This is a genomic window from Brachybacterium sp. GCM10030252 (genome assembly GCF_042666535.1).
In the GTDB taxonomy this organism is placed as follows: Bacteria; Actinomycetota; Actinomycetes; order Actinomycetales; family Dermabacteraceae; genus Brachybacterium.
Window position 1 is genome coordinate 115,374 of the sequence record NZ_JBHTDM010000003.1, and the last position, 26,514, is coordinate 141,887.

General features: G+C 71.8%; 22 protein-coding genes. 16 read left to right on the top strand and 6 right to left on the bottom strand.

All coding sequences use genetic code 11. The features are described from left to right. Window positions 1-3: 3 nt before the first annotated feature. The 8 genes from ACFQRJ_RS00555 to ACFQRJ_RS00590 all read left to right on the top strand — a co-directional run bounded on the left by ACFQRJ_RS00555 (window position 4) and on the right by ACFQRJ_RS00590 (window position 8,566). Window positions 4-1,089 (top strand): alpha/beta hydrolase, encoded by a 1,086-nt coding sequence (locus ACFQRJ_RS00555; RefSeq protein ID WP_377015933.1) that lies wholly within the window; start codon window positions 4-6, stop codon window positions 1,087-1,089. Further along, window positions 1,086-2,666, top strand: a complete 1,581-nt coding sequence (locus ACFQRJ_RS00560) for an alcohol acetyltransferase (protein WP_377015935.1) — start codon at window positions 1,086-1,088, stop codon at window positions 2,664-2,666. Before ACFQRJ_RS00555 ends, ACFQRJ_RS00560 begins: the two co-directional genes overlap by 4 nt. Further along, window positions 2,663-3,418, top strand: a complete 756-nt coding sequence (locus tag ACFQRJ_RS00565; protein ID WP_377015937.1) for a DUF6320 domain-containing protein — start codon at window positions 2,663-2,665, stop codon at window positions 3,416-3,418. The genes ACFQRJ_RS00560 and ACFQRJ_RS00565 overlap by 4 nt, the downstream gene beginning before the upstream one ends. 164 nt (window positions 3,419-3,582) lie before the next feature. Next, entirely contained in the window at window positions 3,583-5,439 is a 1,857-nt protein-coding gene (locus ACFQRJ_RS00570; protein ID WP_377015939.1) for a hypothetical protein, read from the top strand. Between the two features lie 94 nt (window positions 5,440-5,533). Beyond that, window positions 5,534-6,832: a uracil-xanthine permease family protein gene (locus tag ACFQRJ_RS00575; protein WP_377015941.1), complete on the top strand. Its 1,299-nt coding sequence runs from the start codon at window positions 5,534-5,536 to the stop codon at window positions 6,830-6,832. Window positions 6,833-6,888: 56 nt separating this feature from the next. Further along, window positions 6,889-7,422, top strand: coding sequence for an AAA family ATPase (locus ACFQRJ_RS00580; RefSeq protein ID WP_377015943.1), 534 nt, complete (start codon window positions 6,889-6,891; stop codon window positions 7,420-7,422). Window positions 7,423-7,455: 33 nt separating this feature from the next. After that, window positions 7,456-7,992 (top strand): transglutaminase domain-containing protein, encoded by a 537-nt coding sequence (locus ACFQRJ_RS00585; protein WP_377015945.1) that lies wholly within the window; start codon window positions 7,456-7,458, stop codon window positions 7,990-7,992. 37 nt (window positions 7,993-8,029) lie between these two features. After that, window positions 8,030-8,566 (top strand): ATPase, encoded by a 537-nt coding sequence (locus ACFQRJ_RS00590; protein WP_377015947.1) that lies wholly within the window; start codon window positions 8,030-8,032, stop codon window positions 8,564-8,566. Window positions 8,567-8,685: 119 nt separating this feature from the next. Here ACFQRJ_RS00590 and ACFQRJ_RS00595 read toward each other — a convergent pair whose 3' ends face one another. From ACFQRJ_RS00595 to ACFQRJ_RS00605, 3 genes are all read right to left on the bottom strand, one after another. Further along, window positions 8,686-9,207 carry a GNAT family N-acetyltransferase gene (locus tag ACFQRJ_RS00595; RefSeq protein WP_377015949.1) on the bottom strand — a complete coding sequence of 174 codons (522 nt, stop codon included), beginning with the start codon at window positions 9,205-9,207 and terminating at the stop codon, window positions 8,686-8,688. Window positions 9,208-9,337: 130 nt separating this feature from the next. Beyond that, window positions 9,338-10,348: a Gfo/Idh/MocA family protein gene (locus ACFQRJ_RS00600; RefSeq protein ID WP_377015951.1), complete on the bottom strand. Its 1,011-nt coding sequence runs from the start codon at window positions 10,346-10,348 to the stop codon at window positions 9,338-9,340. A gap of 70 nt (window positions 10,349-10,418) precedes the next feature. Continuing rightward, on the bottom strand, window positions 10,419-11,393 hold the full coding sequence (locus tag ACFQRJ_RS00605) for a Gfo/Idh/MocA family protein (protein ID WP_377015953.1): 975 nt from the start codon (window positions 11,391-11,393) through the stop codon (window positions 10,419-10,421). A gap of 256 nt (window positions 11,394-11,649) precedes the next feature. On the opposite strand from ACFQRJ_RS00605, the gene ACFQRJ_RS00610 reads away from it, so the two are divergent. Together ACFQRJ_RS00610 and ACFQRJ_RS00615 are read left to right on the top strand one after the other, a co-directional pair. After that, window positions 11,650-12,162 carry a hypothetical protein gene (locus ACFQRJ_RS00610; protein WP_377015955.1) on the top strand — a complete coding sequence of 171 codons (513 nt, stop codon included), beginning with the start codon at window positions 11,650-11,652 and terminating at the stop codon, window positions 12,160-12,162. A 151-nt stretch (window positions 12,163-12,313) separates the two neighbouring features. After that, a complete protein-coding gene (locus ACFQRJ_RS00615; protein ID WP_377015957.1) occupies window positions 12,314-14,023 on the top strand; it encodes an NAD-dependent epimerase/dehydratase family protein in 1,710 nt (569 codons plus the stop codon). A 13-nt stretch (window positions 14,024-14,036) separates the two neighbouring features. Here ACFQRJ_RS00615 and ACFQRJ_RS00620 read toward each other — a convergent pair whose 3' ends face one another. Then, on the bottom strand, window positions 14,037-16,901 hold the full coding sequence (locus tag ACFQRJ_RS00620) for an FAD-binding and (Fe-S)-binding domain-containing protein (RefSeq protein ID WP_377015959.1): 2,865 nt from the start codon (window positions 16,899-16,901) through the stop codon (window positions 14,037-14,039). Window positions 16,902-17,287: 386 nt separating this feature from the next. Between ACFQRJ_RS00620 and ACFQRJ_RS00625 the strand changes: the two genes are divergently transcribed. From ACFQRJ_RS00625 to ACFQRJ_RS00635, 3 genes are all read left to right on the top strand, one after another. Then, window positions 17,288-18,118 (top strand): DUF5926 family protein, encoded by an 831-nt coding sequence (locus tag ACFQRJ_RS00625; RefSeq protein WP_377015961.1) that lies wholly within the window; start codon window positions 17,288-17,290, stop codon window positions 18,116-18,118. Further along, window positions 18,115-19,839, top strand: coding sequence for a glycosyltransferase (locus ACFQRJ_RS00630; protein ID WP_377015963.1), 1,725 nt, complete (start codon window positions 18,115-18,117; stop codon window positions 19,837-19,839). Before ACFQRJ_RS00625 ends, ACFQRJ_RS00630 begins: the two co-directional genes overlap by 4 nt. A gap of 190 nt (window positions 19,840-20,029) precedes the next feature. Beyond that, a complete protein-coding gene (locus ACFQRJ_RS00635; RefSeq protein ID WP_377015965.1) occupies window positions 20,030-20,935 on the top strand; it encodes a phosphotransferase in 906 nt (301 codons plus the stop codon). Here ACFQRJ_RS00635 and ACFQRJ_RS00640 read toward each other — a convergent pair. After that, window positions 20,913-22,967 (bottom strand): hypothetical protein, encoded by a 2,055-nt coding sequence (locus ACFQRJ_RS00640; RefSeq protein WP_377015967.1) that lies wholly within the window; start codon window positions 22,965-22,967, stop codon window positions 20,913-20,915. The two genes, ACFQRJ_RS00635 and ACFQRJ_RS00640, sit on opposite strands and share 23 nt — an antisense overlap. Window positions 22,968-23,237: 270 nt before the next feature. On the opposite strand from ACFQRJ_RS00640, the gene ACFQRJ_RS00645 reads away from it, so the two are divergent. The 3 genes from ACFQRJ_RS00645 (at window position 23,238) to pheA (ending at window position 25,264) form a co-directional block, all read left to right on the top strand. Further along, the gene (locus ACFQRJ_RS00645) at window positions 23,238-23,678 is read left to right on the top strand and encodes a GntR family transcriptional regulator (RefSeq protein WP_377015968.1); all 441 of its coding nucleotides are present in this window, start codon (window positions 23,238-23,240) and stop codon (window positions 23,676-23,678) included. Next, a complete protein-coding gene (locus ACFQRJ_RS00650; RefSeq protein ID WP_377015970.1) occupies window positions 23,675-24,196 on the top strand; it encodes a GNAT family N-acetyltransferase in 522 nt (173 codons plus the stop codon). Before ACFQRJ_RS00645 ends, ACFQRJ_RS00650 begins: the two co-directional genes overlap by 4 nt. 93 nt (window positions 24,197-24,289) lie before the next feature. Then, the gene (gene pheA, locus ACFQRJ_RS00655; RefSeq protein ID WP_377015972.1) at window positions 24,290-25,264 is read left to right on the top strand and encodes a prephenate dehydratase; all 975 of its coding nucleotides are present in this window, start codon (window positions 24,290-24,292) and stop codon (window positions 25,262-25,264) included. An 18-nt stretch (window positions 25,265-25,282) separates the two neighbouring features. On the opposite strand, the gene ACFQRJ_RS00660 is transcribed toward pheA, so the two are convergent. Then, window positions 25,283-26,503: a diacylglycerol/lipid kinase family protein gene (locus ACFQRJ_RS00660; protein ID WP_377015974.1), complete on the bottom strand. Its 1,221-nt coding sequence runs from the start codon at window positions 26,501-26,503 to the stop codon at window positions 25,283-25,285. Window positions 26,504-26,514 lie beyond the last annotated feature (11 nt).

Below are 26,514 nucleotides of genomic sequence, written 5' to 3' on the forward strand. Positions count from 1 at the left end.
GCCGTGAATCCTCTGTTCCGGGCGGTGCTGCGCCTGTTCGCCGCGCCCCGGCTCGACATGCGCGAGGACTACCAGTGCGTGCGACGGATCCAGCGCCGGCTGGCCTCACTGCCCGGGCCGCGGTACCGCACCGCCTGGGAGACGCTCTCGGGCAACTCTGCTGACACCGGCGGCAGCGGCGATCAGGTGCCGGTACGGGTCTTCCCGCCGAAGGAGAAGCTGCACGAGGACGTGCTGCTGTTCTTCCACGGCGGCGGCTGGGTCACCGGCGACATCGAGAGCTACACCCCGGCGTGCGCCACCATGGCGGACCTCACCGGCTGCGTGGTGGCCTCCGTGGACTACCGGCTCGCCCCGGAGGACCCGTTCCCAGCGGGCCTGGAGGACTGCTACCGCCTCGCCCATCAGCTGCTGGAGGACCCTGGCCGGCTTGGGCTGGAGGACGCCGACCGGATCGTGCTGGTGGGGGATTCCGCCGGCGGCAACCTGGCCGCCGCCGTCTCGCTGCTGTTGCGAGAGAGGGGCCATCGTGGCGCGAAACGGCAGATCCTGCTGTATCCGGTGACGCACTGGGATCACGACCCCGAGACCTCGCCCTTCGCCTCGGTGCGCCGTCACGGTGAGGACTACCGGCTGACGAACACCGAGGTCCAGGACTACATGGAGCTCTACGTCCCCGATCCCGACCAGCGCCGCCACCGGCTCGTCTCGCCGCTGATGGCCGAGGACCTCAGCGGCCAGCCGGCCACACTGCTGATCACCGCCGAGCGGGACCTGCTGTGCGACGAGGGCGAGGCCTACGGGCGCGCCCTGCAGGAGGCCGGGAACACCGTGCGCCTCCACCGCGTGGACGGGGCGCTGCACGGCTTCATCACCCTGCCTCGCTTCTCCCGTTCCCTGCGCGAGGCCTATGAGGTGATCAACGACTTCCTGCGCGAGCATCCGGCCGACGGGGACGCGCCGGCCGGGGACGCGCCCGCCACCGGCTCCACCGACGGGGACGCGCCCGCCACCGGTTCCGCCGACGCGAGCGCGACCGCGGACGGTCCTGCCGCGGCGGACCCCGTCGGCCCGGAGGACCCGCGGTGAGCCGCAAGGCGTGGGTGCGGCTGGACAACGCCTCGAACATCTTCCTCGCCGCCCGCAGCGAGATCGATCCCAAGGTGTTCCGCATGAGCGCCGAACTCGATCACGACGTGGACCCGCAGCTGCTGCAGGACGCGCTGGATCTGACCTACGACCGCTACCGGCTGTACCACGCGGTGCTGCGGCGCGGCGTGTTCTGGTACTACCTCCAGGACAGCGACCTGCGGCCGGTGGTCTCCGCGGACGACCAGCCCACCTGCGCCCCCATCTACCAGGCCGACCGGCGCACCCTGCTGTTCCGGGTGGTCCACCATCACCGGCGAATCGTCCTGGAGGTCTTCCATGCCCTCTCCGACGGCACCGGCGCCCTGTGGTTCCTCTCCGACTTGGTCGCGGCGTACGTCCGCCTGCGCCACCGCGCTCAGGAGCGCTCCGCCGACGAAGCAGCTGCGGCCGGAGGAGACTCCGTGACAGGTGAACCCGCCGAGGGCGGTCGAAGCCCGGCTCCGGCCCAGGCCGCCGCTGTCGGCCGGGGCGTTCCCGAGCCGGCGCAGGAGCTGACCACCGACTCGTTCGCGCACTACTTCCGCCGACGCCGGCGCCACCACGGCAGCAGGGGCGAGAGCCCGGTCTCCGGCACCGGGAGCGCATCCAGCTCGCGGTCCGACGCCGGTTCCGGCAGCCCGCCCGGCTCCCGGTCCGCCTTCAGCCGGGCGGCGGCGCCGGCTGCGCTGACCGTCGCCGACATGGCACGGCGAGCACCCCGCGCGGCCTGGGAGCGAGGCCGCGCACGAGAACCACGGAAGCGGATCCACCGGGTCCGTGGCACCCGGACGCCGGACAACCGCACCCGCGCGGTCGAGCTGACCATGCCCGCCACACAGGTGCTCGAGCTCGCTCGCGCCGAGAACGTCTCGCTGACGGTGTACCTGACGGCCGTGTTCTTCGAATCCGTGCGCCGGGCCTCGGGCGGTCTCGGCAGGGCCCGCACCCTGGCGGCGTCGGTGCCGGTGAACCTCCGCCAGTTCTTCCCCTCCACCTCGGCGCGGAACTTCTTCGCCACCATCCGGGTCGAGCACACCTACGGCGAGGGGGCCGACGATCTCGGCGCGATCTGCCGGCAGCTGGAGGGCCAGTTCGCCGCGCAAGCCACTCCCGAGGCCCTCGAGGAGAAGCTGCGAGGCTTCATCCGGTTCGAACGCACGCCCGCACTGAGAGCCGTGCCGCGGCCGCTCAAGGACGCCATCCTGCGGGCGGTGAACTGGGGCAGCAATCGCGGTCTCACCGTCGCCGTCTCGAACCTGGGGCGCGTGAGCCTGCCCGAGCCGGCGGAGTCGGAGGTGCGACGGATGCTGTTCCACGTCTCGGCCGTCCGGCCGCAGTTCTGCGCCATGTCCCACGCCGGCCTGCTCACGCTCAGCTTCACCTCGCCCTTCGTCGAGACCGGCCACATCCGCGAGTTCGCCCGGCTGCTCACGAGCGCCGGGGTCGACGTGACCGTCGCCGCGGCGCGGGTGACCGAGGGCGAGCTCTCGGAGGCGGAGCAGAGCGGAGCCGACCTCGCGGAGGCCGCATCATGACGCGGTGCCCCGAATGCCGGATCCACATCGAGGGCGCATGGGACCGGTGCCCGCTGTGTGCGGCGCCCGTCGTCGCCGATGCACCCGTCGGCACCGGAGCGTCCGCCGGTGCCGGTGCCGGTGCCGGTGCCGGTGCCGACGCCGGGGGCGGTGCCGACGCCGTCACGCGCGCGCCGGACAGCCCGTTTCCCGCCGTGCCCCTGCGGTTCTCCCGCCGGCGTGTGCTCCGGGCGCTGTTCCTCACCTCGATCGCCGTCATCATCGCCTCGTTCCTCGCGCAGCTGCTGTTCAGCGCGGAGCTGGGCCGCATGGGAGTGCTGCGTTCGGTGTGGCTGGGCATCAGCGCCATGTGGCTCGTGGTGCTGACGGCGGTGCGCACCCGGCGCAATCTGGCCAAGAGCACCGTGTACTTCGTGGTGCTGGTCGCCCTGGTCTGCGTGTACTGGGACTACCTCACCGGGTGGCACGGCTGGTCGGTGACCTTCGCGGTCCCGATCGTCTGCGCCTCCTCCATCCTCGCGCTGCTGATCACCGTCCGGCTGATGCGGATCGCCGTCGGCGAGCACATCGTCTACAGCGGCCTGACGGTGCTGCTGGGCCTGGCCCCGATCGGGTTCCTCGCCTTCGGGTGGGTGACCACCCCGCTGCCCTCGGCCATCTGCGGCGCGCTGAGCGTGGTCGCCCTGGTGCTGCTCCAGCTCGCCCGCGGGCCGGACGTGCGCCACGAGCTCGCCAAGCGGCTGCACCTGTAGCGCGGTCGCAGCGCGTGCCCCGGGGAGCGGCGCCGGATATGTGTGCTTCGTGACCCGCGGCGCGCCGCGGACGGGTTCGGCCTCTGCGTCCCTAAGATCGAAAGGTCTGTGCGGGCCGGTCAGGGGGCCGCCCCAGCGCACCGGGAACCAGGAGAGCAGGTCAGATGAGCAGGAATCGACGGGGTGAGGAGAACCAGGACGCGGATTGGATCTTCGCGTCGGACGACCCCGGAACCCTGCCCACCGACCGGCTGCCCGACCGCGCGGAGTTCGACCGCTACGCGGCTCCGCTGCTCGCCCAGCGCCACGGCCGTCAGGCCCAGCCGCCGAGCGAGCACGAGACCGTGGACCTCAGCGATCTCGACGCCGAGCAGCTGCGCCGTGCGGGCGCCGAGCCCGACGCGAAGACCGGGGCCATCCCGGCGCTCGATGAGGAGGCCGAATCGGACGGCGTGACCGCGGACGCGGCGACCGGCCCGGCCACGGCCGGCCCGGAAGCGGCCGGTTCGGAGACGACGGGACAGAACGCCGCGGGCCGGGCAGGTGGAGCCGTCCCGGCAGGCAGTGCCGGGGCAGAACCCGCCACCGCTCCGCTGCGGCCTCCGCGCGATGTCTCCTACGCCCGCTCCGGCACCACGCCGAACGCCGAGCACGACGACGTCCCGCCCAACGGGTTCGTGCTGCCGAACCGCTTCAAGGATCTCGGCATCTTCGACGCGCTGCGGGACATACTCGCCCTGATCTGCATGGCCTCGTCCATGACCACGACCTTCACGGTCGCCCACAACTCGCTGGTGGAAGGCGTCGGCAAGGCCGCGATCGGGATCGGCCTGATCGCGCTGGTCGCCGTGCACCTGCTGCGCTGGATCCCGCAGGAACCACCGCTGGGGGCGGTTCGGATGGTGCGGGTGATCGGCCTGCTGCCCGCCCTGCTCGCCGCCGTCGGCGTCGTGCTCGCCGATCTGGTGCTCTCCCTGCCGGTGCTGTTCGCCTCCCTGCCCGAGGGCCCGCCCGTCGGCATCGGGATCGGGGTGCCGCTGCTGCTGCTCGGCGCCGTGATCGGTATCGAGCCCCGCGCCCACGAGGGCTACCTCCCCCAGGCCAGAGCCCGCCGCGCCGCCCGGATCCTGCTGGTCGCAGTGGGCCTGGCCGCCGCCGCGGCCCTGCTGCTCGCGCTGGTGATGATCATCGGCCGCATCGTCACCACCGGCTGGGCCTACTCCCTGATGACCTTCGCCGATGCCATGATCTCCGCGCTGCTGATGGGCATCGTGCTCGCCTCGGCGCTGCTGCGCGAACGCTCCTGGTTCGTGTTCTCCACTGCCGCGGCAGGCGGCCTGGTGATCGCCGCGCTCGCCGACAACACCCTCCAGCTGCAGTTCGCCGCGCCGCTCAGCGTCGCCACCGGCTTCGTGTACCTGCCGTTCCTGTTCACCGCGTTCGGGCTGATGATCTCCCGCTCGTTCGTGCGCACCATGCCGATCTCCTTCCAGCGCGCCGACTGGCTGGTCTACACCGTGCGAGCGTTCGAGTTCAGCGCGATCATGCACGTCGCCGCCGTCGCCTGGCACCTGATGGCCGCGATCGCCGCCACGGCGGGGCAGGGTCGCGGCGGGCCCGTGCTGCACCTGATCGACGCCGGCGTCTGCGTCTGCTTCGTCGCCGTCTCCCTGTTCGCCCGCACCGCCCTGCTGGCACGGCCGGCGGTCATCGCCCGCGCCAGCGGCGTGATCGCGGGCCTCGTCCTCGTCGTGGTCGGCTTCCTCGCCATCATCGTCAACTCCCTGGCGATGGGCGCCGGTGCAGGCCTGGTCACCGGCGGCACGGCCCTTGCCATCGGTATCGCCGCCGCGCTCATGCTCACCGTGCCCGCCCCGGTGCGCGACGAGTTCGGCGCGCCGGACATCGCCCAGATGTTCGCCGACTTCCGCAGCCGCGACACCGGAAGCACCTCGCTGCTCAGCCAGGTGCCGGACGTCGGCGAGGAGACGGCCCGCAAGAAGTCCTTCCCCGGTCACTGACCGCCGGCCGCACCCGGCCCCGATCCCCGTCGGCAGAGACCTGCCGGCCGCGCCCCTCGGCCGTCCGGCCGTCCGTCCTCACCCCGGGAGAAGCATGTTCCGCTGGACCCTGCACGGCAACGGCCGCACCATCGCGCCCGACGCCATCGTCACCCCCGAGCAGCGCCTCGCCTGGCCGCTGACCATCGGCATCGGCGCCCAGCATGTGGTCGCCATGTTCGGTGCGACCTTCTTGGTGCCGCTGCTGACCGGGTTCCCGCCCTCGACCACGCTGCTGTTCAGCGGCATCGGCACGCTGCTGTTCCTGGTCATCACCCGCAACAAGGTGCCCAGCTACCTCGGCTCCTCCTTCGCCTTCATCGCGCCCATCACCGCCTCCACGGCAGCGGACTCCATGGGCGCCGCGCTGGGCGGGGTGATGATCACCGGGCTGCTGCTGGCCGCGCTGGGGCTGCTGGTCTCCCGGGTCGGAACCGGCTGGATCAGCACGCTGATGCCCCCGGTGGTGATGGGCTCCATCGTGGCCCTGATCGGCTTCAACCTCGCCCCGACGGCGTACGAGAACTTCCAGGAATCGGCCGTGACCGCGACCATCACCCTGTTCGCGGTGGTGCTGTGCACCGCCGTGTTCAAGGGCTTGCTGGGCCGGGTGTCCGTCCTGGTCGGCGTGCTCGTCGGCTACGTGGTCGCGGTGCTGCGCGGCGAGGTCGACTTCGCTCCGGTGCGCGAGGCGGCCTGGATCGGCCTGCCCGAGTTCCACCACCCCGAGTTCAACCTGGGCCTGCTGCCGATGTTCCTGCCGGTGGTCCTGGTGCTGCTGGCCGAGAACGTCGGCCACGTGACCAGCGTGGGCCTGATGACCCACCGCAACCTCGATCACATGGTGGGCCGCACGCTGGCCTCCGACGGGCTGGCCACCGCCCTCTCCGCCGGGTTCGGCGGCTCGCCGACGACCACCTACGGCGAGAACATCGGCGTCATGAGCGCCACCCGCGTGTACTCCACCGCCGCGTACTGGGTGGCGGGCGTCGTCGCCATCGGGCTGTCGCTGTCGCCGAAGATCGGTGCCGCCATCTTCACCATCCCGCCGGGCGTGCTCGGCGGGGTCACCTTCGTGCTGTACGGGCTGATCGGCATCGTCGGCGTGCGCATGTGGGTCGACGGCAAGGTCGACTTCTCCCAGCCCAAGAACCAGTTCACCGCGGGCGTCGCGCTCGTGGTGGGCATCGCCAACGTCACCTGGGCCATCGAGGGCATTGAGCTGACCGGCATCGCCCTGGGCACCCTGGCCGCGCTGATCATCTACCACGCCATGAACCAGCTCGGCCGCGCGCGGGGCACCGACGCCGAGCACGTCGGCCCGCAGGTGGCTGAGGCCGGGCGGCAGGACTGACGCGTTCGGCGCACCGGGAGGACCCGATGAACACACCGGCCGACGGAGTGCCTGAGATGTCTCAGGATTCGCCGACGCCGACAGAGGCGCCGGTGCTGGTGATCCTGCGCGGGAACTCCGCCTCGGGGAAATCGACCAGCGCCCACCGCGTCCAGCGCTCCCTGCCGCGGGGACGGGTCGCCGTGATCGGGCAGGATCACGTGCGCCGGGAGATGTTGTGGGAGCACGAGCATCCACACGCCGACACCGCCGCGATTCTGCCGGCGATCGCGCGGCACTGCCTGGCGATGGGCCGGATCACGATCGTCGAGGGGATCCTCGACCGCGAACGGTACGGCGCCATGCTCGAACAGCTGCTCGCCGGGCACGACGGGCACGACCTGGTCTACTACCTCCAGGTGAGCCTGGAGAAGACCCTGCGTCGCCACGCCGTCAAGCCGATCGCCGGAGAGGTGAGCCCCGACGAGGTCGCCTCCTGGTACCGCCCCGCAGACCAGCTCGGAGTGGCGGGGGAGCAGACCCTGGGGGAGGAGCTCAGCGAGGACGAGCTGGTCGCGCGGATCCTCGCCGACCTCGCGGCACGGAATTGACCCGCCGTGAGACGTGACCCCGTGGAGGATGGCGTGACGATCCCCCGGCTCGTCGAACTGTACGAGAGCGTGCGTGGGCTGCCGTACGACACGGTCGCTGCGTTCGACGCCGCCGGACTGCGTGCGCAGGGACGGGGCAACTGCGTGGCGAAGGCCGCACTGCTGGCCGAGGAGCTGAGCAACGTCGGCATGCAGTGCCGAATGGTGTGCTGGGAGTACGAGCTGCCGGTCCTCGTGGACGTTCAGCGCGAGCTTCGATTCTTCTCGGACATCCACACGGCGGTCGAGGTGCACGTCGACGATCGCTGGGCCCTGGTCGATGCCACGCACGATCCGGCGCTGGCATCCCTCGGGCTCACGGTGGGGTCGTGGGATGGCGCGTCAGCGACGGAGCCCGCTTATCGGCCCGTCGGCCCCGTCATCCCTCACGATCGGCAGGGCCGGACTCCGGCCCTGGACGAGGCCGCGACGCGGATCGGCCACCAGGTGGAGCGCACCGATCCCGAGCTGGTCTCCCGGTACCAGGAAGATCTGAACCGGCTGTTCGAAAAGGCCAGGTCCTCTCCGTAACCGAGGTCGTGATAGGCAGGTGAGGGACGATTGCGCCATGTCGCATTCAGAGCTGCTTGTCATCGGCGGCGCGTCCGGGGTCGGGAAGTCGTCGGCGGCCTTCGCGCTCCACGACCTCCTCACGGCGCAGGACGTCTCCCACGCCGTGGTGGAGGGCGATGCGCTCGACCTCGCCCACCCGGCTCCGTGGCGCACGGGGCTGGCCTTTCGAAATCTGTCGGCGATCTGGGCGAACTATCGGGCGCTCGGTCACCGGCGGCTGATCTACACCAACACCGTCTCGGTACTCAAGGCGGAAGCGATCGCGGAGGCCATGGGGGATCGGCCGCGTACGAGAGCAGTACTGCTGCAGGCCACGCCGCGCACTGTCCGGGAGCGGCTCGAGACGCGCGAGCACGGCGAGAGCCTGGACGTGCACGTGGCCAGGAGTCGGGAGGCGGCGGAGCGGCTCGACGCCGAGGCCGCCCCGGCCGTGCACCGGCTCAACACGGAGGGCCGGACGCCCCACGAGGTCGCGGTGCAGATCAGCGTGGTGCTCGACTGGGCAGGACCGGCCGGGCGGGGTAGCTCCTGAGTGGCCGGACAGGCAGCAGAAACCGGCGGCACGGTGAGACCGGCCGGGCGCCCAGCCGGGTCCCGGGGCGTAGAGAGCTTTGTCGGGGTAGTCCGGCCGGTCCAAGCGGACAGACGCGCCTACTCGGCCGCATGCGATCGAGACGTGATCCAATAACGGCGCGTCACACGTCCGCCTGGTCCCTCGCGGAGATCCTCGAGCTGTCCGCCGCAACGCTCTATGAGCGCGGATGATGCAGCATTCGAGGCGTCGCAGGTGACCAGCACGTGGCGCACACCGTGAGCCGCCAGGCGGCCTACAGCAGCGCGCAGGATCTGCTGGCCGTAGCCCTTGCCTCGGAACTCCGGCCCCACGGCATACCCGACGTGTCCGCCGACCTCCAAGAGGGCCGCGTTGAGTCTGTAGCGGATGGAGACTCTGCCTATGGCGGTACCGGGTACTTCGGCGACCAGAAACTCCGCAGGGACTCGGCCTGGCCCCCAATCAGCGGCATCCCGCGCGTACTCAGCGAGGATGTCCTCCCACGCCCCGTCGGCCATCAGGAAGTCGAACCCCTCACGCGAGAGCTGACTGTGCAGGTGACGAAGTGCTGCCTCGTCGTCGAGTCGTGGGGGTCGTAGCTCTACCTGCACGAGCCTCATCCTAGGATCCCGGTCGCACGACCGCGCCGGGAATCGAGCCACTGTTGCGCCCACCTCGGTGCCTGGCCACAGCAGACCGGCCGGCCCCGACGAATCGGGACCGGCCGGCGCTGTCGAACGTTGCCGCGGTTCAGACCACCGGGACGTCGACCGCCTCGCCGGTACGTGCGCTCTCGTAGGCGGCGAGGATGATGCCGAGCACCGCGATGCCCTCGGCCTCGGTGTTCAGCGGGCGACGGCCCGTCTCGAGGCACTCGACGAAGTCGGCGATCTCGGCGGCGAAGGTGTTGACGGCCTCGTGCTCGAAGACCTGCTCCTCGTCCTCGCCGCGGATCTTGACCCGCAGCGTAGTGCCGTCCGAGCTCAGCGAGCCCTTCTCGCCGACGACGCTGAAGCGGTCGGTGCCCGGCGCGGCGTCGTAGGCCCAGGAGGTCACCAGCTGGCCCACGCTGCCGTTGTCGAAGCGCACCAGGATCTGCGCGGAGTCCTCGCCCTCCATGAACTTCAGGCGGTGGGTCGACATCATGGCGAAGGCCTTGACCGGCTTGGCGCCCGCGAAGTGCATCAGCAGGTAGGTGGGATGGTAGCCGGTGTCGATGTACTCGCCGCCGCCGCTGGTGGCGGCCTTGGCGCGCCATCCCATCGTGGAGGGATCGAAGTTGTTGAAGAACGAGTCGGTGGTGCGCACCTCGTACACGTCGCCGAGGGCGCCGGAGTCGATGACCTCCTTGGCCTTGGCCACGGCCGGCATGAACAGCTGGTTGTGCGCGCACATCAGCGTCACGCCCGCCTTCTCGACGGCGGCGCGCACCTCGGCGGCCTCGTCGGCGCTGAGGCACAGCGGCTTCTCGCACAGGATGTGCTTGCCGGCCTCGGCGGCGGCCACGATGGCCGCCTTGTGCAGGTGGTGGGGCAGGCAGATGTCGACGGCGTCGACCTCCGGGTCCTTCACCAGCTCGGTGAAGTCGGTGTAGGCGCGGGCGCCGGTCTCCTCGACGCGCTTGGCGAGGGTCTCGGGTACGGCGTCGGCGATCGCGGTGATCTTCACGCGCTCGGGGATCGTCGCGTAGCCGGCGATGTGGGCGTTGGCGATGCCGCCGGCTCCGATGAGGCCGATGCGGACGGGCAGGGAGATGGTCATGGTGTTCCTTGTCTGCAGAATATGGAGCCGCGCGGCATCCGGGGCCGCGCGGCGTGCGGGGTAGTGCGGCTCAGGCGCGGGCGTCGTCGTTCGCAGCGGCCACCAGTGCCGTCAGGGCACGTGCCCGGCGGAGGTTCTCCTCCATCGTGGCCTCGGTGCGGATCGACTCCACCCACTGGGCGAAGGGGATCGGGTCGTCGGCGGGCACATCGACCGTCGACCAGCCCTCACTGGAGCCCAGTCGCATCACGGCGTTGCCCTCGTCGTCGTTCTCGAAGCCGTACAGCACCGAGCCCTCGGTGCCGTGGACCTCGATGGTGAACGGGCTGGCCGGGGTGACGAACCCGGTCTCGATGACGCCGATGGCGCCGTCGGGGGTGGAGACGGTGACCGAGGAGTTGTCCTCGACCCCACGACCGGTCTGGTCGGTGTAGGTCGAGCGCACGGTGGAGATCTCCTCGCCCAGGATCAGCTGGGTGAGGTAGACGGGGTGGGCGCCGAGGTCGGAGAAGGCACCGCCGAGCGCCTCGGAGGCGTCGTAGAACCGGGCCGGCAGCCAGTCGGCGGTCGAGCCGTTGTGGGCCAGGCGCACCCGCGAGTACGTCAGGCGCCCCAGGGTGCCCTCGTCGAGGATCGTGCGCAGGGCGACGGTGTAGCCATGGGTGAGCCGCGGCAGGGACACGGTGATCCGCACCCCGGCCTCCTGGGCGGCGCTGATCAGCTGGTCGCAGCCCTCGACGGTGGGGGCCAGCAGCTTCTCGGTGAAGATGTGCTTGCCGGCGGCGATCACCTTGGTCATCAGCTCGACGTGGTCGCTGGTGGCGGCGGTGACGGTGACGCCGTCGAGGTCGTCGCGGGCCAGGAGAGCGTCCAGGTCCGTGGTGGCCTCGACGCCGAGCTTCCCGGCGAGTTCACGGCCGCGGTCGGCGTCGTCGTCCCAGACGGCGACGAGCTCGGTCTCGGGGTGATCGAGGGCGGCGCGGCCGTATTCCTCGGCGTGGACGTGCCATGCGCTGAGCACGGCGATCCGCAGGGGAGTGGTCATGTGGTTCTGCTCCTGGATGGGGAGGGTGCCCTGTCCGGCGCGGACGAGACAGCACGCGGGCATCCGCTCGACGCGTCCATGGCCCCGGGCGAGACGGTGATGTGGGCCGCTGGAGGGACCACTCTGTCGTATGACACGTTACTCACACCGATGGCGTAATTCAATGAGCTACCGGACCTGGCGGGCCCTATAGGTCTCGTCGTCCCTGGCCGATACGATGGACAGATCTCAGAAGTCCTTGTGCGCAGGAGTCACAGTGGCGGGTTCAGAGGCGACATCCGGATCTTCGGGGCTGAGCGCCCGGTGGCGGCGCGCGCTCGGCGCCGGCGCCGCGATCGCGCTGATGCTCTGCGGATGCGGCTCCGGCTCTGCCACCCCCGTGCCGATCGACCAGGCCCGCGCGATGAGCGAGGAGATGCTCCCGCCGCTGCAGGACGCACTGCTCACCGGCCCCGATGCGCAGTGGACCGATGGCCGGGAGCAGGCCACGACCGACGTACGGGGCACCTGCCGATGGACCCCCGGCGACGCCACTGCGGAGACCGCGATCCCGCAGGAGAAGTCGACGTGGATGGAGCGCCGCGACGCCGTCAACGACGTCCTGGAGGACCACGGCTTCGACGCCGTCTGGGAGCCGATGCAGAAGAACGGCACGTACGGCTTCTCCACCAGCCGCGAGGACGGTGCGGGCATCGCGCTGTATGCCACCAAGGGCGGCACCGTGATCCGGCTGTTCAACGTTCCCGTGGCCGACGGTGCCTGCGAGTAGGTAGGTCCCCGGGCGCGGCGGGTCGGGGAACCGAGCGGTCAGAGCCGATCCCGGCGCTTCACCTGCGCACGCCGGATGCGTAGGTTGGGACCTCCAGCAGGACCCGCCCGCCCGTCACGCCGAGTGCGTGACGCTCACGAGGGAGAGATCCATGAGAGTCGCTGTCGTCGGTGCCACCGGGAACGTCGGAACGGCCGTGCTGGCCGCGCTGCAGCAGCGACCGGAGGTGACCTCCGTCCTCGGCATCGCCCGGCGCCTGCCCGACCAGGACCTGGCCCCCTACTCCTTTGCCGACTGGGCCTCGATCGACATCGCCGCCGCCGTCGACCCGGACCAGGCCGTCTCCGAGCTGACCGGCGCGTTCCGGGGCGCGGACGCCGTCATCCACCTCGCGTGGCTGATCCAGCCCAACACCCGCCGCGAGCTGCTGCGCCGCGTGAACGTGGACGGCACCGAGAACGTCGCCCGCGCCGCCGCCGAGGCCGGCGTGCCGAGGCTCGTGGTGGCCTCGTCCGTCGGCGCCTACTCGCCCTCGCCCGGCAACGAGGTGCGCGAGGAGACCTGGGGCACCGAGGGCATCCGCTCCTCCCACTACAGCGTCGACAAGGCCGCCCAGGAGCGCGTGCTCGACGAGTTCGAGCACGCCCACCCGGAGATAGCCGTGTCCCGGCTGCGCCCGGCGCTGATCTTCCAGTCCGACGCCGCCTCCCAGATCCAGCGCTACTTCCTGGGCACCTGGATGCCCATCCAGGCGCTGCGCGCGGGACGCCCGCCGGTGCTGCCGCTCCCGGCGGGGATGCGGATCCAGGCCGTCCACGCGGCCGACGTCGCCGCCGCCTACGCAGCTGCCGCGGTCACCGGGGCGCGCGGGGCCTTCAACATCTGCGCCGACGACCTGCTGGGCATGCAGGAGCTGGCCGACATCGTCGACCACGGCCGCTTCCTCCAGGTCCCCCACTCGGTGGTGCGCGCCGCGTTCACCGCCGGCCATCGCGCCCGGTTGCTCGCCGCCGACGAGGGCTGGTTCGACATGGGTATGAACGTGCCGGTCATGAGCAACGAACGGGCGAAGGCGGAACTGGGCTGGGCGCCCCGCCACACCGCCGCCGAGGCGGTCGAGGAACTGCTGGAGGGGATGATCGCCGGCCACGGTGCCGGCTCGGTGCCGATGCGGCCGCGCGATGTCCGCCGCACCCAGCTCCCCGTCGATCAGGTGCCGGCCGTGGCCGGTGCCGGGGCCCGCGCCGATGGACCGAGCGGCCGCGTGGGCGAGACGGCACCCGGGGGAGCGACCCGGCATCTGCCCGTCGAGCCCCGCCCGCAGATCTCCGAGAAGGTCACGCAGGACCTGCTGAACCTCTACCTCTCCGACCATCTCACCGGCGCCTCGGCCGGCGTGGAACGCATCGAGCGGATGGCGGCGGCGTTCGTGGACACTCCGGTGTTCGCGCCGCTGTCCAGCGTCGGCCAGGAGATCCGGGCGGAGCGGCAGTTCCTCGAGGAGCTCATCCATGATCTCGGTTTCCGGCAGCTGCCGCACCGGCAGGCCGTGGCCTGGCTCGGCGAGCGGGCCGGGCGGCTGAAGAACAACGGGCGCCTCGCCACGCGCTCACCGATGACGATGGTGCTGGAGACCGAACTGATGCGCAGCGCCGTGATCGGCAAACGGGGCGGCTGGCAGACCCTCCAGGACAACGCCGAACTGCTGGGCCTGGACCCAGAGGTCTTCGCCCGGCTCGCCGAGAACGCGCTGCGGCAGGCCGAGATCCTCGACCAGGTCCACGCCTACGCGCGCCGCCGGGCCTTCCGCCGGGATCTGGAGACCCATACTCCCCAGGAGACGGGCGCCCCGCAGGACTGACGGGACCCGGGCGTCACGCCGTGACGGCGGCCAGCAGCTCCAGGACGTGGCGATACGCCTTGCCGGTCGCCGCCTGCATGCCCAGCTCGCAGGTGCGGTTGGCCGAGACGTACCAGTCCGTCTCCTGCCGGGCGACCTCGGCCGCCTCGGCGGCGGTGGCCGAGGCGGTCAGCTCCGGATGCAGCATGCCGCGGTCCCCCGCGTAGGCGCAGCACCCCCACTCCACCGGCACCACGACCTCCTCGGCGCAGGCCTCGGCGATCGCGACCAGATCGTCGCTCGCGCCCAGATGGGTGGTCGAGCACGTGGGATGCACGGTCACCGAGCGCGCCGGCTCGCGGATCTCGAGGCGGTCCAGCAGGTGGCGGCGCACGTAGGTGATCGCGTCGATGACCTCGATGCCGGTGCCTTCCACGGCCTCCACGATGCCCTCGGTGCAGCTCGCCGCATCGACGATCACCGGCAGCTCGCCGCCATCGGTGGCCTCCCGCAGGGCGCTGCGCACCCGCTCGCGCATCTGCTCCTTCGCCGCCGTCATGCCCTTGGATGAGAACGGGGTGCCGCAGCACAGGGAGGCGGCGTCGTCCGGAACGGCGAACCGGACTCCCGCGCGCTGGGCGAGGAGGGTCAGCGACGCCGGGACGCCGGTCGTGCTCCCGCTCCCGCTCCCGCTCCCGCAACCGCAGCCTCCGCCACACCTGCCGCGGGACTCCTCGGCGGCGCCGAACATGGTGTGCACGCAGGCCGGGAGGTAGACGACACTGACGTCGGCCCCGGTGCGACCCCGGCTGCCGGCACGGCGCACCGACCCGCCACGGCGCGGCAGCTCCGGGCGGTACTCGGGCACCGTCTCCGCACCGAGCAGAGCCCGGCCGACGTCGGTCGCCGCCCGGGGCAGCGCCGCGGGCATCACGCCGGCGGCGGTCATCGCGGCCGAGGCCCCACGGGTGACCGTGGCCCACCGTGAGGACGCGGCCTTCCAGGCCGTGGCCGCCGGTGTCTCCGCGGATTCCGCGCGCAGCCGCCGCACCAGGTCACCGGTGTTGATGTCGACCGGGCAGGCGGTCACGCACATCCCGTCGGCCGCGCAGGTCTGATCGCCCTGGTACTCGTAGGCCTCGCGGATCGCCGCCGCGGTGGCGAGGTCGCCGCGCTGCTCGGCGAGGTTCGCGTCCCGTCGCAGCACGATCCGCTGGCGCGGCGTGAGGGTGAGGTCCTTGCTGGGGCAGACCGGCTCGCAGTAGCCGCACTCCACACAGCGATCGGCCTCCTCCTCGATGCCGATGACGGGCTTGAGATCGCGCATGTGGGCCGACGGGTCATCGGTGAGCAGGACACCCGGATTGAGGATCCCGGCGGGGTCGACGAGCTGCTTGATCTCCCGCATCACCTGGTACAGCTCCGGGCCGTACTGGCGCTCGACGAACGGGGCCATGACCCGGCCCGTGCCGTGCTCGGCCTTGAGGTTGCCGCCGTGATCGAGCACCAGCTCGGCCATGTCCTCCGTGAACGCCTCCAGTCGGTCCTGGGACTGGCCGAGCCGCTCGTTGAGCAGGAAGTGGATGTTGCCGTCCTTGGCGTGCCCGAAGATCACCGACTCGGTATAGCCGTGGCGTTCGAACAGGGACTGCAGGCCGCGGCAGGTCTCATCCAGCTCAGGAACCGGGACCACCACGTCCTCCAGCAGCGCGGTCGAGCCCTCCGGTCGGGCGCCGGCGATCGCGGCATAGAGCCCCTTGCGGCTGGTCCACATCGCCGCCCGACGGGAGGCGTCGGTGGTCATCTCCAGCGGCGTCGACAGCCCGAGGCCGCCGGCCAGCGCGGTCGCCTCGGAGGCCTTGTGCTCCAGCTCGGCGGGGTCGTCGCTGCGATGTTCGACCAGCAGTGCGGCATGGTCGGCGACCTCCAGTCCCCGGATCTCCTGAGGAGCTCCGGCGAGGTTCTGGGCGACGGTCAGGGAGCGGGCGTCCATCAGCTCCGCGGTCGCGAACCCGGCGCCGACCACCTCCGGCAGCGCCGCCGTGGCCGCCTGCAGCGACGGCAGCACCATGAGCCCCGTGGTGATGTGCTTCTGGATCGCCACCGTGCGGAACACCGCGGAGGACACGAAGGCGAGGGTCCCCTCGGAGCCGACGATCAGGTGGGCGAGGACCTGGGCAGGCTCCTCGAAGTCCAGCAGTGCGTTGATGCCGTAGCCCATCGTGTTCTTCAGGGCGAACCGCTCCTGGATGACCCGCGTGGCCTCGGCGTCGTCGCGTACCCGACGGCTCAGGCGGACCAGGCCCTCGTGCAGCTCCGGCTCGTCCTCGCGCAGCCGGGCGTCGGCATCCGGGGCGGCGGTGTCGACCACGGTGCCGCTGGGCAGCACGAACCGCAGCGATTCAAGGGTGCGATAGGAGTTCTCGCTGATCCCCGCGGCCATCCCCGACGAATTGTTGGCGATCACCCCGCCGATCGTGCAGGCGATCTCCGAGGCCGGGTCCGGGCCCAGCCGGCGTCCGTGGCGGGCGAGGTGCGCGTTGACCTGCCGCAGCGTCGACCCGGGGCCGACGCGTACGCGCTCGCCGCCGTCGAGGACCTCCACGGACCGGAAGTTCCGGCGCACGTCGGCCAGGACCGCGTCGGACTGCGCCTGCCCGGACAGACTGGTGCCGCCGGAGCGGAAGGTGACCGGCCGACGGGTTCGCGTGGCCTGCCGGAGCAGCGCGACGACCTGGGCCTCGTCGGCCGGAGAGGCGACGGCCTCGGGCAGCAGCAGGTAATGCGAGGCGTCATGGGAGAGCTTGTGGCGGGCGACGACATCGGTGTCGAGCGTGGGCGCGCCGTCGGCGTCGGGCGATGGTGCGCGGCCGGTGTCGCGCGATGGTGCGAGCGTCATCGCCTCACGGTATATCCGCGACCGGCGGAGCGGCAGTCGCCATCTCGTCTGGCGCGAAAACCTGCTTGTGGCCCCGCCGTGCCGCGCAGGTGCCCGTTCGTGAGCCTCAGCGGGACACCAGGCGCAGGCCGGCGCGCGTGGCTGTCCATGAAGGGGACGCCATCCGAAGATGCCATGCCATATGCACGGCATCCTCGATGAGCGTCCCACGGATGGTCAGCACCCGACGCCGCCACGATGAGGACCGGGCGCGGACACGATGAGAACCCGATGCCGCCACGATGAGAACCCGACGCGGACACGAGAGGAACCGGGCGCGAGCCCGACTCCCGATCCGCACCCCGCACCTCCCCGAGAGCGTGCCCCGGGATCGGTAGACTCGCCCCATGAATTCCGCCGCGCACGATGACCTGGTCCGCCGTCCCTTCGAGGGGCTGCCGAACGAACGAGACCTGGTCGCCATGCGCCAGCTGATCCCGGCGGCGACCATGAGGGCGAAGACCACCGCCGAGTACGGCTCGGCCGACGTGGAACTGGCGACCATCCTGCCCATGGCCTGGCCCGCGGTGCGTCGCACGGACGGCACCGTCACCGTCGGCGTCCAGGCCGGCTACCCCGGCGGGGACCTCTCGCGCGGCATCGGCCAGGCCATCAAGCTCGCCCTCGCCCTCGAGCCCGGCAACCCGATCACCACCGTCACCCTCGACGACGAGGCGCCGCGTCTGCAGGAGATCCTCGACCTGGACGGTGACTTCGCCATCACCGTGCACGAGACCTTCGACTTCTGGCTCGATCCCAACGCCGAGCGCACCAGCGAGATCGATCAGTCCATCAAGCAGGCCAACGAGTCGATCATGCCCACCGCACCGATCGGCGGGCTGCCCCACGCGTACTGGGTCGACGCCGGACCCAAGGAGCACGTGCGCTGGGTGCTCGACGCCGATGAGGACCGCGTGATCGATGCTGTCACCCGCCTGCACGCCCGCCGCGAATCGGCCATCGGTGAGGGCACCAAGTACGTCGGCTCCTTCCGCGCAGAGGGCATGTCGATCCCGGTGTGGGACCTGCCCAAGGGGCACGGGGTCGAGCCCGTCGAGGAGATCGCTGCGGACTTCCGCGCTCGCTTCGAGGAGGCCCTGAACACCGACGAACCGCTGACGGCGCTCGAGCGCCGGGCCCGCGGCGGAATCGTGGCCCGGCAGGTGACGCTGCGATGAGCGCCGCGGGGCCGCTGACGGCGAACCGCCCCGAGCGGGTGGCCGTCGTGATCCCCGCCAAGAACGAGGCGGAGCGGATCGAGGCGACCATCGAGGCCGCCCGCGCCATCGTCGGGGTCGACCTGGTGGTGACCGTCGACGACGGCTCCACCGACGCCACCTCCGCCGTCGCCATGGGGGCCGACGCGCTGGTGGTGCGGCACAAGACCAACCGCGGCAAGGCGGCCGCCATGGCCACCGGTGCGCAGATGGTCGCCATCCGCGAGCATGCCGAACGCGCCGACGGCGGCGAGGATTTCTCCGAGGAGCTGCACGCCGAGCCGCGCGCTCCCGGCCACACCGGGCCGTTGCCCGTCATCGGAGCCGACGTCGCCCCGCGTGCCCTGCTGTTCCTGGACGCCGACATGGAGGGCTCCGCCACCGCGGCCCAGCCGCTGGTCGACGCGGTGCTCGGCGAGGGCGTCGACATGGCCGTCGCCCTGCTGCCCCCGCAGGACGGCGCGGCCGGCATGGGCATCGTCGTGCGCACCGCCCGCAACGGCATCCGTCGCGCTACCGGCTGGGAGGCCACTCAGCCGCTGTCCGGGACCCGCTGCATCACCCGCGAGACCTGGGAGGCCTGCCAGCCGCTCGCTCCGGGCTGGGGCGTGGAGACGTCGCTGACCATCGACGCGCTGTCCGCAGGATTCTGGGTCAAGGAGATCGAGGCGGACCTCCACCACCGTTCGACCGGCCGTGACCTGCGCGGTCAGCTGCACCGCGCCGCCCAGCTGCGGGACGTGCTGCGCGCCCTGGCCCGCAAGCGCCGCGGCGTGTTCGACGCCGACGAAGCCGGCGCGCCGTCCGAGGACGACCTCGACGGCGACGTCATCGCGCCCTCGCCGGCCGCCGCCACCGTCGCCGAGCGCGAGGAGCCGGACGGCCCCGCGGCGACGACTGCCCAGGAGTCTGCCGATGCCGCGCCGACGGCCGCCGAGGAGCCTGTCGACGCAGTGCCGACCTCCGCCCAGGAGTCTGCCGATGCCGCGCCGACCTCCGCCCAGGACGGCGATGTCGACGAACCGTCCGCGGACCAGATCACGCCTGCGCGCACTGCCGACGGGCACACGGCCGACGCCTTCGCCGCCGGTCCGGGCGAGCCCGCACAGGCCGTGCCCGAGGCCGACGAGCCGGAGGCCGACGCCTGGGCCATCCCGCCGGAGCCCGCGACCGCTGACGTACCGGCGGCTCCCGAGGCCCCGGCACCGGCTGAGGATTCCGTGTCCACCGAGCAGCCGGCGGTCACCGACGGGTCGGCGACGGCGACGGGCGAGTTGCCCGCGAACGCCGAGCAGCGGGCACGAGGCCGCCGCGCGAGGCGTCGTCGGGACGATTACTCCGTGCTCCCGGTCGAGGGCGAGTTCTCCGACGCCGAGACTCGCGCACTCGGAGACGTCGACGTCGAGGCCCTGGGACGCAGGCTGCGCGCCCTGCCGGTGACCGGGCCCTTCGCCTCCGACGACGCCGTCTACCTCGCCGGGGTCGATCTCGACGCACTCGCCGAGAAGCTGCAGGCCGCACCGGTCGAGGGCGAATTCAGCCCGGAGCACGCGGTCATCATCGCCTCCCACCTCAGTGCCCCCGAACCGGAGCTGCCGCCCTCGATCCGGCCGCCGCTGAGCCCCGACGAGTACACCTCGCTGGTCGTCCACGCCGCGGTCGACGCGGAGAACGCCGACTGACCCAGCCACTCGCGCGCCACGAGCCGCGATCGAGTCGATACCGCTGCAGTTGCCGCTGGTCGAGACCGCTGCAGTTGCCGCTATGGGGACCGAATAACGGCACCTACAGCGGTCTCGACAGCAGAGATCGAGCCGAGGGGCGCGAAAAACTCCTCGCGGTGAGGCCGGAGCGTCGGTAGTTTCGCGACCGATGACCGCCTCCCGTGCCTCCGCATCCTCGCCTGTTCCGCTCCGCGCGGTACAGCGGGCCATCGCCGAGCAGTTCCCCCGGCTCGCCGACCTCGAGGTCCGGGCGCTGGAGACGGACGGGACCGACAACGCGATCGTCGCCGTCGGCCCCGAGATCATCGCGCGCATCCCGCGGCGGCCGGGCGACCCCGCCGAGCTCCACGCCCTGCTGCGACGCGAAGCGGCAGCACAAGCGGAGTTCGCGGAGATCAGCCCGGTGCCCGCGCCGCGCCCGCTCGGCATCGGGACGCCTGGTAGCGGCCTCGACCGGCCATGGTCCCTGCAGACGCGGGTCCCCGGGGCCGTCGCCACACCGAGCGTGCTCGCCGATTCGATGCGGTTCGCAGAGGACCTCGCAGACCTCGTGGCCGCACTCCGCGCTGCCGAGACCCGGGGCCGACGGTTCCAGGGACCGGGCCGCGGAGGATCGCTCACCGATCACGACGACTGGGTGCGCGAGTGCCTCGATCGCAGCGTCGGCCTGCTCGACGTGCCGCTGCTGCGCCAGGTCTGGTCCCAGCTGCGCACCACTGCGGAGACCGGCCGCGTGACCATGAGCCATCGGGACCTCATCCCCGGAAACCTTCTGGTCTCACGCGGCCGGCTGGCCGGGGTGATCGACACCGGTGGCTTCGCGGCAGCCGACAGCGCCCTGGATCTGATCGTGGGAATCCACCTGCTGGATCAACCCGCTCGCGACGCGTTCCGGGAACGACTGGAGATCGACGATCTGGAATGGCGGCGCGCTCTCGCGTGGGCCTTCGAGCAGGCCATCGGCCTGGTCTGGTACTACCGGGAGACGGTGCCCGCGATGAGCTCCCTGGGCCGCAGCACGCTGGAACGCGTCATCGAGGAGTGGCAGCGGTGACGTCTCCGCCGACGGGTTCGTCCCGTTCCGACGGCAGCGTCGGATCCGGCAGCACCGCCGGGAGATAGGCGATCCAGATCCCCAGGATCGCGGCGACCAGGACAGGGCCGGTGTCGTTGACGGCGTACCCGAGCCAGGTGCCGGCCACCAGCGCCACGCGCACCGCATACGAGGCGGGGTGGAGCGTGTCGAGCTCGGCGAGGCGGCGCCAGCCGATCCGGCGCGGCATGAGGATCGCCACGGACGCGATCACGGCGAGGATCATCAGGATCGCGAGGGACCAGTACCCGGTGGTCATCCCGATGTTCTGTGCGAGTTTGCGCAGGACCACGGAGAACAGCTCGCCGCTGATCAGCTCGTCGATGAACCGTCCCAGGTGGGTGCGCTCCTCCGCGGGCCGCAGCCAGTCCAGGAACGAGACTCCCAGCACCGCCACGACACTGCCGGCGCCGAGCGCGAGCACGTGCCACAGCCGTGGCCGGGTCCCGGAGACCAGCAGCGCCAGCAGTCCGAAGGTCGGGATCGTCGTCAGCATGGAGCCGAAGTCCGCGCCCATCGAGGGGGCCACGCACACCACCGCGACCACTGCGCCGACGGCGAGCGTCCACACCACCCGGGCCCGGGACGTGGCCACCACCGCGAACAGGCATAGCAGGGCCATCATCGCCGCGGCCAGCACCATCCCGAACAGGTGATTCGAGAGCCCGTAGAAGCGGCCCCCGGAGATCGGCTGCGCCCCGAGCGGGGAGCCGAGCTGGAACCGCGACCCCGTCGCGGACTCCCCGAGGATCAGCAGCGCGACCAGGGCCGCAGAGACCCCGGCGGGTCCCAGCCGGTGGCGGCGCCAGGGGCCGGCCAGTGAGATCGCCGCCAGGATGGCGCTGCCGGCCCAGATCACTCCGGTCAGCGCGAGCGCGTCGTTCTCGGCCCGCCACCAGGGCACCGCCGAGGCGAACAGGGCCACCGCGAGCGCCAAGGGGGTGATGGCCAGCAGGGCGCGGCCGACGGCGGCCACCCGCGGGCGTCGTGCGAATCCGGGGACGAGCACGAGCACCAGGCCGATCACGCCGAGGGCGAACCACGAGCCGAGCGCCGGCATGGTCGCGGCATCGACCTCGGCCGCGGCCAGGGAGCGGTCCAGGGCGAGCTGCTGGGGGTCACCGTGGTCGATTCCGCGGAAGGGCTGACCGGGGATGTTCCCGTCGGGCTCCGCGTCGTAGGAGGCCAGGATCGTGGGCAGCACGTCGGTCAGCACCACCACGCCGTTCTGCTTGGTGGCCCCGCTGGTCAGCGCCTGGCCGGGGAAGGCCGAATCGAGGGCGACCTGCAGGCCGACGGTCCGGGAGGCGACCGCGCCGGTCTTCTCCATCTCGTCGGGGTCCGGCGGATCGGTCGCAGCGACCGAGACCAGCAGGGTGCGGGGGAGGGCCTCGGCATCGCAGCCGCCGGCGGCCTCGAGGACGCGGCCGACGGTCTCATCCAGCGCGGCCAGGTCCTGCGCGCGGTCCGGATTGTCATGGTCGGGCACCGACCCGGCGTCGACCTGAATGATCGCATCGCCCGCGAGGGCGTCGGCGACGGCGGTGGTCTGCTGCGCGGATATCTCGCCGGAGACCTCGCGATCGCTGGCGTCGACCTCGACGGTCTCGACCGGCAGCTGCTGCCACTGGTCGGTGGGCGGGGTCGGGATGCCCGCAGTGCGCGGTGCCTTCTCCGCGAGGCCCCGGTAGCCGGTGTGCAGAGTCTCCAAGCCCTGGCGCTCGGTGGAGACCACCGTGGACGAGGTCGTGTTCATCGCACCGGCACCGGAGCGGTCCGCCAAGCACTGCAGGTTCGGGGTCGCCTCGGCGGAGATGTCCTCCCAGCCCAGCCCCGCGGTGGTGATGACCAGCCGCACCGGATCCTCGGGTCCGTCGGCCTGCGCCGGCGGCGTCGTGCCCAGCAGCAGGGCGCCGAACAGCGCGGCCAGCACCGCGCCCGGCAGGACGCGCAGGCGACGAGCGGGCAGGGAGAGAACCGGGAGGTGAGGCACGACAACGATGCTACGGGCCCCGGCCGCCCGGAAGCCCGACCCATACAGGGCCTCCACGGATCTCTCACCGCGCCCGCGTCGTCCGTGTCCGCGAAGGGGACGTCTCTCGCAGGTGGACCGCTATATGCAGGGAGGCTTCGACTGGCCTCCCCTTCGTGGCCTTGGCAGGGCGGCCTCGGGTGGCGTCTCTTTTGTGGCCTTGGGCAGCGTTGCGCGACGGGCGGGCGTCGCTGAGCTGGAGAAGCGCCGACGAGCCATATCGTGGTCGCCATGACGAACCCGACCCCGCCGTACGAACAGGTCCGCCGCGAGATCATCGGCCAGGTCCGCAGCGGTGAGCTGACGCCGGGGGACCGGCTGCCCGCGATCCGCGCCTATGCCGGCGAGCTCGGTCTGGCCCCGGGCACGGTGGCACGCGCCTACAGGCTGCTCGAAGAGGCCGAGATCATCGTGACCAGGCGCGGGGCAGGCACCACCGTCGCCCCCGGTGCGGTGGCCGCGAGCGAGGCGTACGCCGCGGCCGTGGCGCGTGAGGGCGGGGGAGAGGCGGACCCGGCGCTGGTGGCGCTGTTCCGCGGCGTCGTCTCCGATGCCCGCGAGGACGGCCACACCGACATGGCGATCCTGGCCGCGGTGCGCGAAGTACTGGCCGGGACGGAGGAGCCCGCCGAGCAGTCCGAGCGCGTCGAGCGGGCCGAACAGCACTCGTGAGCATCCGGCTCGAACCGCTGGGACCGCAGCACGCCCCGGCGATCCTCGAGGGCCAGGACGAGGCCATCGCCCGCGAGATCTCGGGATGCCGGTGGGACGCCGAGTCGCTCTCGACGTTCCTGGCCCGCTGCGCCCGGTGGCGCGAGGACGGGCCGATCCGTGAGTATGCGGCGCTTCCCGCTGAGTCCGGCCGAGTCGCCGACGGAACCTCGACGCTGATCGGCGGCGCGGGTCTGAACACGAGGGCCCCCGGGCTCACGCGGAACCAGGCCACCATGACGTACTGGCTCCTCGCCGCTCACCGGGGCCAGGGAGACGGCCACGCACTGGCCTCGGCGGTGGTCGAGGTCGCCCGCACCGACCCCAAGATCCACCAACTCGTCCTGCTGATCGCCCCGGCCAATGCGGCCTCGCTCGCTGTGGCCCACCACCTCGGGGCGACGGCGACCGGTCACCACGAACCCCACCCGGCCGACGCGACGCGCACCGTGGAGCGGTGGACGATCGAGCTGCGCTGACCGCTCCCCGTTGCTGCCCCGTCACCCCGATGTGTCCGGGGAACCGGACGCACTGACCCGCACCGGCCGCGCAGCGCATTACCCTTGGCTCTCATGCGGTACGGCTTCCTCGGTCCCGAGACCACGTTCACCCACCAGGCACTCCTGCAGGCCCTCGCCGAGGCGCCCGAGGAGTTCGCCGGCGACGCCGAGATCGTGCCGTTCGCCTCCGTCGCGACCGCCACCACCGACCTCATCGGTGGGGACATCGACGCGCTCATGGCGCCGATCGAGAACTCCGTGGAGGGCGGGGTCTCGGGCACCCTCGACGTGCTCGCCGCCACCGACTCGATCACCATCGTCGCCGAGCAGATCGTCCAGATCACCTTCGTGCTCGCCGCCCGCGAGACCACCGCGCTGAGCGACCTCGACGTCGTCGCCTCCCACCCGCACGCGCAGGCGCAGGTCCAGGGCTGGCTGCGCGAGAACGTCCCCGAAGCCGACATCGCCGCCGCCTCTTCGACAGCCGCCGCCGCCCAGGACCTGGCCGCGCTGAGCGCCGAGGACGCCCGGGGCCGCGCCGCCGTGTGCTCGCCACTGGCAGCGAAGCACTTCGGCCTGGAGATCCTCGCCGAGGGCATCGAGGACTACGAGGGTGCCCAGACGCGCTTCGTGCTCGTCACCCGCGAGGGCAGGATCCCGGCACGCACCGGCGCCGACAAGACGTCGCTGGTTCTGCACCTGCCGCACAACCGCTCCGGCGCGCTGCTGGAGACGCTGGAGATGTTCAGCGCCAACGGCGTGAACCTCTCCCGCATCGAGTCGCGCCCCATCGGCGACTTCCTGGGCCGGTACTCCTTCTCGATCGACGTGGAGGGGCACATCGAGGACCGCCGCGTCGCCGCCGCGCTGCGTGCCTTGCACCGGATCTGTCCGGTCGTCCACTACCTGGGCTCCTACCCGCGGGTCGACGGGGTGCGCCCCGACGCGCCCGCCGAATTCGCCGACGAGGCCTATGACGAGGCCCGCGACTGGGTCGAGAAGCTGACCGGCATGGTCACGCCGGCTTCGTCGTCGTCCGGTGGCTGACGATCACTCCTCCCGCACTCACTCCCGCGTCGGGTCAGGGCTGACCGGCACGCGCAGCAGCAGCGCGCCGGGGTCGATGCGGCCGATGAGGTGGCTCGCCTCCACGTCGGTGTCACCGTCGAGCTGGACCGGCTGCGCCTTGGTCGTCGCCACCCGCACCTCGGTGGCCGAGTAGCGATCCATCGAGGCCAGGCGCGGCCGGGGGGAGAGCTTGGGGTTGACGACCTGGGTGAGGACCTGGCTGAACCCGGCTGCGCCCTTCCATCCGGCCACCACGATCTCGAGCCTGCCGTTGTCCACGGTCGCATCGGGCATCAGCACGAAGCCGCCCGGGAGCTTGCCGACATTGCCCAGCAGCACGGTCCGGGCCTTGTGCGCATGCCGCGTGCCGTCGGGGAAGTCGACCACCACGTCGATGGAGCGGCCCAGGATGGTGCGCACCCCGCCGAAGACATAGGCGAGCCAGCCCAGGCGCTTCTTCATCGAGTCATCGGTGTGACCAATCATCTCGGCGTCGGCCCCGAACCCGGCGATGACCAGGAAGATCTGCTCGGCGGCTGCCGCGGCTTCGGTCACGCTGCCACCGGTGCGCAGCCAGCCCACGTCGATCCGACGGTCATGGCCGGTCAGGGCCGCGGTCATCGCCGCAGCGGGATCATCCAGCGGCACGTCCACGTTGCGGGCCAGCAGGTTGCCGGTACCGGCCGGGATGATGCCCATGCGGGTGTCCGTGTCGGCGAGGACCGAGGCCACCATGCGCACCGTGCCGTCCCCTCCCGCGGCGACCACCAGATCGGCGCCCTCGGTGCGGGCCTGGCGGGCCTGGCCCCGGCCCGGATCCTCCACAGTCGTCTCGTAGAAGGCGACCTCGGCGCCCTCGAGGTCCTCCACCACCTCGCGCACGCGCGTGCGGAACGCCTCCGCATCCGAGAACTTCGAGGGGTTCACGACGACCGCGACCTTCCGCAGCCGGTCCGCCGGGGCGTGGTCCCCGGCGTCCTCGTCGTCGGAGGCCCCAGTGCGATCCGCCTCGGTACCGGCCGCCGACCCGTCGGCCCGTCTCCGGCCTCGCGCCCCCCGCGCCACCCGGCCGCCAGGCTGCTCCTCGGCCGCGGCGCGCAGGGCGGCGATCTCGCGACGGTGCCGGCCGAGATGCCGCAGTACGACGACCAGCAGCACGACCGCCACGACCATGATGACGACCGAGGCGATGCTGAGCGCGAGGAGAGTGTGGTCCATGCGCTCAGGGT

Bases quoted from the DNA above. Each gene is read 5' to 3' on its own strand.
- ACFQRJ_RS00580 (WP_377015943.1), top strand. From the start codon at position 6,889: ATGTCTCAGGATTCGCCGACGCCGACAGAGGCGCCGGTGCTGGTGATC.
- ACFQRJ_RS00605 (WP_377015953.1), bottom strand. From the start codon at position 11,393: ATGACCACTCCCCTGCGGATCGCCGTGCTCAGCGCATGGCACGTCCAC.
- ACFQRJ_RS00620 (WP_377015959.1), bottom strand. From the start codon at position 16,901: ATGACGCTCGCACCATCGCGCGACACCGGCCGCGCACCATCGCCCGAC.
- ACFQRJ_RS00660 (WP_377015974.1), bottom strand. From the start codon at position 26,503: ATGGACCACACTCTCCTCGCGCTCAGCATCGCCTCGGTCGTCATCATG.
- ACFQRJ_RS00645 (WP_377015968.1), top strand. From the start codon at position 23,238: ATGACGAACCCGACCCCGCCGTACGAACAGGTCCGCCGCGAGATCATC.
- ACFQRJ_RS00630 (WP_377015963.1), top strand. From the start codon at position 18,115: ATGAGCGCCGCGGGGCCGCTGACGGCGAACCGCCCCGAGCGGGTGGCC.
- ACFQRJ_RS00600 (WP_377015951.1), bottom strand. From the start codon at position 10,348: ATGACCATCTCCCTGCCCGTCCGCATCGGCCTCATCGGAGCCGGCGGC.
- pheA (WP_377015972.1), top strand. From the start codon at position 24,290: ATGCGGTACGGCTTCCTCGGTCCCGAGACCACGTTCACCCACCAGGCA.
- ACFQRJ_RS00570 (WP_377015939.1), top strand. From the start codon at position 3,583: ATGAGCAGGAATCGACGGGGTGAGGAGAACCAGGACGCGGATTGGATC.
- ACFQRJ_RS00590 (WP_377015947.1), top strand. From the start codon at position 8,030: ATGTCGCATTCAGAGCTGCTTGTCATCGGCGGCGCGTCCGGGGTCGGG.
- ACFQRJ_RS00595 (WP_377015949.1), bottom strand. From the start codon at position 9,207: ATGAGGCTCGTGCAGGTAGAGCTACGACCCCCACGACTCGACGACGAG.
- ACFQRJ_RS00625 (WP_377015961.1), top strand. From the start codon at position 17,288: ATGAATTCCGCCGCGCACGATGACCTGGTCCGCCGTCCCTTCGAGGGG.
- ACFQRJ_RS00615 (WP_377015957.1), top strand. From the start codon at position 12,314: ATGAGAGTCGCTGTCGTCGGTGCCACCGGGAACGTCGGAACGGCCGTG.
- ACFQRJ_RS00635 (WP_377015965.1), top strand. From the start codon at position 20,030: ATGACCGCCTCCCGTGCCTCCGCATCCTCGCCTGTTCCGCTCCGCGCG.
- ACFQRJ_RS00575 (WP_377015941.1), top strand. From the start codon at position 5,534: ATGTTCCGCTGGACCCTGCACGGCAACGGCCGCACCATCGCGCCCGAC.
- ACFQRJ_RS00565 (WP_377015937.1), top strand. From the start codon at position 2,663: ATGACGCGGTGCCCCGAATGCCGGATCCACATCGAGGGCGCATGGGAC.